General features: G+C 71.6%; 6 protein-coding genes. All 6 read left to right on the top strand.

Annotation, left to right across the window (positions count from 1 at the left end; all coding sequences use genetic code 11):
* Nucleotides 1-504: an arginine repressor gene (locus E1266_RS17255; protein ID WP_132048128.1), complete on the top strand. Its 504-nt coding sequence runs from the start codon at nucleotides 1-3 to the stop codon at nucleotides 502-504.
* 61 nt (nucleotides 505-565) lie between these two features.
* The gene (locus E1266_RS17260) at nucleotides 566-1,762 is read left to right on the top strand and encodes an argininosuccinate synthase (protein ID WP_132048113.1); all 1,197 of its coding nucleotides are present in this window, start codon (nucleotides 566-568) and stop codon (nucleotides 1,760-1,762) included.
* 172 nt (nucleotides 1,763-1,934) lie between these two features.
* A complete protein-coding gene (argH, locus tag E1266_RS17265; RefSeq protein ID WP_132048115.1) occupies nucleotides 1,935-3,353 on the top strand; it encodes an argininosuccinate lyase in 1,419 nt (472 codons plus the stop codon).
* Between the two features lie 74 nt (nucleotides 3,354-3,427).
* On the top strand, nucleotides 3,428-4,057 hold the full coding sequence (locus tag E1266_RS17270) for a DNA-3-methyladenine glycosylase (RefSeq protein WP_132048117.1): 630 nt from the start codon (nucleotides 3,428-3,430) through the stop codon (nucleotides 4,055-4,057).
* Between the two features lie 58 nt (nucleotides 4,058-4,115).
* A complete protein-coding gene (locus E1266_RS17275) occupies nucleotides 4,116-4,526 on the top strand; it encodes a hypothetical protein (protein ID WP_132048119.1) in 411 nt (136 codons plus the stop codon).
* Between the two features lie 76 nt (nucleotides 4,527-4,602).
* Nucleotides 4,603-5,880, top strand: a complete 1,278-nt coding sequence (tyrS, locus tag E1266_RS17280) for a tyrosine--tRNA ligase (protein WP_132048121.1) — start codon at nucleotides 4,603-4,605, stop codon at nucleotides 5,878-5,880.
* Nucleotides 5,881-6,381 lie beyond the last annotated feature (501 nt).

Raw genomic sequence — 6,381 nt, forward strand, 5'->3', positions numbered from 1 at the left:
ATGACCAAGGCCGCCCGGCACGCCCGGGTGATCGAGCTGCTGACCCGGCACCCCGTCCACTCGCAGGGGGAGCTCGCCAAGCTCCTCGCGGACGAGGGCGTCGACGTCACCCAGGCCACGCTCTCGCGCGACCTGGTGGAGATCGGCGCCGTGCGGCTGCGCGCCGACGACGGCAGCCTGATCTACGCCGTCCCCGGGGAGGGCGGCGAGCGGATCCGGCGGGCCCGCACCGGCACCGCCGAGACCTTCACCGGACGGCTCTCCCGGCTCGCCGCGGAGCTGCTCGTCTCGGCCGAGGCGTCCGCCAACCTGGTCATGGTGCGGACCCCGCCGGGGGCCGCCCAGTACCTGGCCTCGGCGATCGACCACGCCGAATGGCCGACCATCCTCGGCACCGTCGCGGGCGACGACTCGATCCTCGTCATCGCCCGCGACCCGAACGGCGGGGACGACGTCGCGCAGGCGCTGCTGCGGCTCACCGGCGGGCGCGAACGACGAAGCTAGGGCCGCACGGCCCGGTCCCAGCCAGCATCCACCGAAACTTCACACACAGGAGATAACGATCATGAGCGAGCGCGTCGTCCTGGCGTACTCCGGGGGCCTGGACACCTCCGTCGCCATCCCGTACCTCGCCGAGCAGACCGGCGGGGAGGTCATCGCCGTGGCCGTCGACGTCGGCCAGGGCGGCGAGGACCTCGACACCATCCGCAAGCGGGCCCTCGCGTGCGGCGCGGCCGAGGCCGTCGTCGTGGACGCCAAGGAGGAGTTCGCCGCGGACTTCTGCGTCCCCGCGATGCAGGCCAACGCCCTCTACATGGACCGCTACCCGCTGGTGTCCGCGCTGTCCCGGCCGCTGATCGTCAAGCACCTGGTGTCGGCCGCCCGCGAGTTCGGTGGCACCACGGTCTCGCACGGCTGCACCGGCAAGGGCAACGACCAGGTCCGCTTCGAGGCCGGCCTGTCCGCGCTCAACCCGGACCTGAAGGTCATCGCGCCCGCCCGCGACTTCGCCTGGACGCGCGACAAGGCGATCGCGTTCGCCGAGGACAAGGGCCTCCCGATCGACGTCTCCGCCAAGTCGCCGTACTCCATCGACCAGAACCTGTGGGGCCGCGCCGTCGAGACCGGGTTCCTGGAGGACATCTGGAACGGCCCGACGGAGGAGGTCTACGACTACACCGCCGACCCCGCCGCCCCGCGCGAGGCCGACGAGGTCGTCATCACCTTCGCCTCCGGCGTCCCCGTCGCGCTCGACGGCCGCCCCCTCACCCCCTACCAGATCATCGCCGAGCTGAACCGGCGCGCCGGCGCCCAGGGCGTCGGCCGGATCGACATGGTCGAGGACAGGCTCGTCGGCATCAAGAGCCGCGAGGTCTACGAGGCGCCCGCCGCGATCGTGCTCATCAACGCGCACATGGAGCTCGAGAACGTCACCGTCGAACGCGACCTCGCCCGCTTCAAGCGGTCCGTCGACCAGCGCTGGGGCGAGCTCGCCTACGACGGCCTGTGGTTCTCGCCGCTGAAGGACGCTCTGGACGCGTTCATCGCCGACACGCAGAAGCACGTGTCCGGGGAGGTCAGGGTGACGCTGCACGGCGGCCGCGCCGTCGTCACCGGGCGGCGCAGCGACGCGTCCCTCTACAGCTACGACCTCGCCACCTACGACACCGGCGACACCTTCGACCAGAGCCTCGCCAAGGGCTTCGTCGAGCTGTGGAGCCTGCCCAGCAAGATCGCGGCGAAGCGGGACCGCGACGCCTGAGCAGGCGCCGCAGGCAACGGGGTGAAGGCGGAGGACGGTTTCGCCGTACCCTGTGGCAGGCGCCTTGTCACCGCGTGGGGACGCCGTGCGCGGCGTCCCCACGCACGCGCGTACGCGCCCTCGGCGTGGTGAGATGGAAGCAGAGTCCAGCGGTGGGAAGAAGAGGAGACCAGTGACCAAGGCACCGACGCGGCTGTGGGGCGGACGGTTCGAAGGCGGCCCGTCGGACGCGCTCGCGCGGCTCTCGGTGAGCGTCCAGTTCGACTGGCGGCTCGCCCCGTACGACCTGATGGGCTCGCGCGCGCACGCCCGCGTCCTCAACCGGGCCGGGCTGCTCACCGACGACGAGCTCGACCGCATGCTCGGCGCCCTCGACGACCTGGAGGAGGCGTGCCGGTCCGGGGAGTTCCGGCCCGCCGTCGCCGACGAGGACGTCCACACCGCCCTGGAGCGGGGCCTGCTGGAACGGCTCGGCGCCCTCGGCGGCAAGCTCCGCGCCGGCCGCAGCCGCAACGACCAGGTCGCCACCGACCTGCGCCTCTACCTGCGCGACCACGCCCGCCAGATCGTGTCCCGGCTGGTCGAGCTGGAGACCGCGCTGATCGCGCAGGCCGAGCACAACCTCGGCGTCGCCGCGCCCGGCATGACGCACCTGCAGCACGCCCAGCCGGTGCTGTTCTCCCACCAGCTCCTCGCGCACGTCCAGCCGCTCACCCGCGACGTCGAGCGGCTGCGCGACTGGGACCGGCGCGCCGCGGTCTCGCCGCTCGGCTCCGGCGCCCTCGCCGGCTCGTCGCTGCCGCTGGACCCGCAGGCCACCGCCGCCGAGCTCGGCTTCGACTCCGCCGCGCCGAACTCCATGGACGCCGTCGCCGACCGCGACTTCGTCGCCGAGTTCCTCTTCGCCGCCGCGCTGATCGGCGTCCACCTGTCGCGCCTCGGCGAGGAGATCTGCCTCTGGGCGTCGCAGGAGTTCCGCTGGATCGAGATGGACGACACCTACGCCACCGGGTCGTCGATCATGCCGCAGAAGAAGAACCCCGACGTCGCCGAGCTGGCGCGCGGCAAGGCGGGCCGCCTCATCGGGCACCTCGTCGGGCTGCTCACCACCCTCAAGGGCCTGCCGCTCACCTACAACCGCGACCTGCAGGAGGACAAGGAGGGCGCGTTCGACGCCGTCGAGACGCTGCTGCTCGTCCTGCCCGCCATGTCCGGCCTCATCGCGACGATGCGCGTCAACACCGAGCGGCTGGAGGCCCTCGCGCCGGACGGCTTCGCGCTCGCCACCGACCTCGCCGAGCTGCTCGTCCGCCGCGGCGTGGCGTTCCGCGACGCCCACGAGGTCGTCGGGCACCTCGTCGTGTGGTGCCAGGTCCACGACAAGGACTTCGACGACCTGACGGACGAGGAACTCGGCAAGGTGTCGCCGCACCTGACCCCGGACGTCCGCGAGGTCCTCAACGTCCAGGGCGCCCTGGCGTCCCGGAAGGCGTACGGCGGCACCGCCCCCGACCGCGTCCGCGAGCAGCTCGACACCCTGCGCACCCTGGTCAACGAGCACGCCGCCTGGGCCGCCGGCTCCGACGGCTGACCCGCACCCCCCCCGCACGCGGATCGTCCGGATCCGGCCGACACGGCGGTGACGCCGCCCCCGAGGTGATTTCGATGAGCGGAGAGCCGCTGCCACGCGACTTCTTCGACCGGCCGGTCGAAGAAGTCGCGCCGTCGCTGCTCGGGCGCGTGGTCAGGCACCGCACGCCCGAGGGGGACGTCGCGGTCAGGCTCAGCGAGGTCGAGGCGTACGCGGGCCCACTGGACCCGGCCTCCCACGCCTTCCGGGGGAAGACCGCGCGCAACGCCGTGATGTTCGGGCCGCCCGGCCACGCCTACGTCTACTTCACCTACGGCATGCACTTCTGCATGAACCTCGTGTGCGGGCCGGACGGGACGTCCATGGCGGTGCTGCTCCGCGCCGGCGAGATCGTCGAGGGGGAGGAGGCGGCACGGGCCCGGCGCCCGCGCTCCACCGTCCGCGACCTCGCCCGGGGGCCCGCCCGGCTCTGCCAGGCGCTCGGCGTCGCCCGCGAGCAGAACGGGTTGGACGTCTGCTCCCCCGAAGGGCCGCTCACCGTCCACGCCGGTGAACCCGCCGACCCCGCCCTCATCAGGACGGGGCCGCGCACCGGCGTGAACGGCGCAAAGGACGTCCCGTGGCGCTACTGGATCGACGGCGACCCGACCGTCTCCCCGTACCGCCGGCACGTCCCCCGGAAGAGGGTCACCGCCGATGACTGACGCCGCTCCGCAGACGGCGGACGCCGGGGCCGCACCGCGGGCGTTACCGCCGGCACGGATGGCACCGATCCTCGCGGGCGCGGCGGGCTACATCGCCTTCGCCGTGCTGCTGATGCTCTTCGTCCTCGACACGAGCGGCTGGCTGCACCGCACCGAGAAGCTCGGCGACGTCCACCGCCAGCCGGCGTCGGTGACCTACGGGGACGAAAGCGGCGGGCCCCGGACCCACTACGTCGGCCTGCTCCGCGAACGCAGCTTCGTCTTCGGCCGGCACCGCGCCTATCAGCTGTTCGTAGGCCCCGAGCCGAACTTCGGGTACGGGCACTTCATCGACTTCGACCACGGCGCCGGACCCGGCGGACCGCCCGCCGTCAAGTCGGTGACCTGGAACGCCAAGGGCGTCCGCGTAACCTTCACCACAGGGCACGAGGTGTTCGTCCCAGCCGACGCCTTCGTCGGCGCGCGCTGAATAACGTTGGTCTGACACGTGCCCACCCGGCACTCTGGTGGGCACACCGAACGCGGAAACTGAGACGAGGGAGACCGTGACCGACATCCTGGACGATCTCGCGTGGCGCGGCCTGATCGCGCAGTCCACCGACCTGGACGAACTGCGGGCGCTGCTCGCCGCGGGACCGGTCACGCTCTATTGCGGGTTCGACCCGACGGCGCCCTCGCTGCACCTCGGCAACCTCATCCAGATCCTCATGCTGCGCCGCTTCCAGCGGGCCGGGCACCGGCCCCTCGGCCTCGTCGGCGGCGCCACCGGCCTGATCGGCGACCCGAGCGGGAAGAGCGCCGAACGCGTCCTGAACTCCGAGGAGACCATCGCCGCCTGGGTCGAGCGGATCCACGGACAGGTGTCGAAGTTCCTCGACTTCCATGACGGCCCGACGGGCGCCACGATGGTCAGCAACCTCGACTGGACCGGCCAGATGACGGCCATCGAGTTCCTGCGCGACATCGGCAAGCACTTCCCGGTCAACCGGATGCTGGCCCGCGAGACGGTCAAGGCCCGCCTCGACAGCACCGGCATGAGCTACACCGAGTTCAGCTACGTCCTCCTCCAGGCCATGGACTTCCTGGAGCTGTACCGGCGGTACGGGTGCCGGCTGCAGACCGGCGGCAGCGACCAGTGGGGCAACCTCACCGCGGGCGTCGACCTGATCCGCCGCGCCGAGGGCGGCGCCGCGCACGCGCTCACCACGCCCCTGCTCACCAAGGCGGACGGGTCCAAGTTCGGCAAGACGGCCGGCGGCGAGACCTACTGGCTCGACCCCGAGCTGACCTCGCCGTACGCGTTCTACCAGTTCTGGATCAACGCCGACGACCGGGACGTGGAGAACTTCCTCAAGGTCTTCAGCTTCCGCTCCCGGGAGGAGATCGAGGACCTGGTCAAGCAGGGCGCCGACCGCCCGGCCGCCCGTGCCCCGCAGCGCGCGCTCGCCGAGGAGATGACCACGCTCGTCCATGGCGAGGACGAGACCGCGCGCGTCGTGGCGGCCTCCCGGGCCCTGTTCGGGCAGGGCGCCCTGGAGGAGCTGGACGAGCGGACGCTGCGCGCCGCGCTCGCCGAAGTGCCGCGCGCGGAGGTGTCACCGGGGGAGCTGCCGCCCGTGGTGGACCTCTTGGCGGCGTCCGGCCTGTGCAAGAGCAAGTCCGAGGCACGCCGCGCCATCGCCCAGGGCGGCGCCTACCTCAACAACGCCAAGGTCGAATCGGAGGACGCCGCACCGGCCGCCTCCGACCTCCTCCACGGCCGCTTCCTCGTCCTGCGGCGCGGCAAGCGCAACGTGGGCGGCGTCGAGGTGACCTCGTCCTGAACCGCCGTGCGACGGCCCACCCGGAGTGAACCGGGTGGGCCGTCGCCATCACGAGGGCAAACTTCGGCAAACACACGTCACAGTGCGGTTACAAGGCCGGGTCCCAGGGCAGGATAAGAGCCTTGAAAGCTGTGATGACCTGGGGTTTCGCACTCGGCGAGGCTGATTTGACGGTCCCGGCGGGCGGATCTAATGTTCTACTCGCCCCAAGGGGGAGCGAGACGCCGAAAGGCGGCCGGCCCGAGGGGAACCCACTACGAACTCTCCCGGTGGAGACGTGTCTCCGCTTGAAAAAGGACGTACTGGGCCGAACTATCCCAGAGTTGGATGAAGCGGGATAGATCGGGTAGGCTGGAGTGGTTGCCCCGGAGCCGGGGTCCGCGGGAGCGGGGTTCGGCGCGGTGGGTGTCCGTTTCTTGAGAACTCAACAGCGTGTTAAAAGCCAGTGCCTTTATCGGCTCGGCCAGTTTTCTGGTCGGGTCGCCCCGTGGCCGCCCTCGC

This window comes from Actinomadura sp. 7K534, assembly GCF_004348575.1.
GTDB lineage: Bacteria > Actinomycetota > Actinomycetes > Streptosporangiales > Streptosporangiaceae > Spirillospora > Spirillospora livida.

What these genes read in the sequence shown, in the direction of transcription:
- E1266_RS17260 (WP_132048113.1), top strand. Translation starts at nt 566, where the DNA reads ATGAGCGAGCGCGTCGTCCTGGCGTACTCCGGGGGCCTGGACACCTCC.
- E1266_RS17255 (WP_132048128.1), top strand. Translation starts at nt 1, where the DNA reads ATGACCAAGGCCGCCCGGCACGCCCGGGTGATCGAGCTGCTGACCCGG.
- E1266_RS17270 (WP_132048117.1), top strand. Translation starts at nt 3,428, where the DNA reads ATGAGCGGAGAGCCGCTGCCACGCGACTTCTTCGACCGGCCGGTCGAA.
- E1266_RS17275 (WP_132048119.1), top strand. Translation starts at nt 4,116, where the DNA reads ATGGCACCGATCCTCGCGGGCGCGGCGGGCTACATCGCCTTCGCCGTG.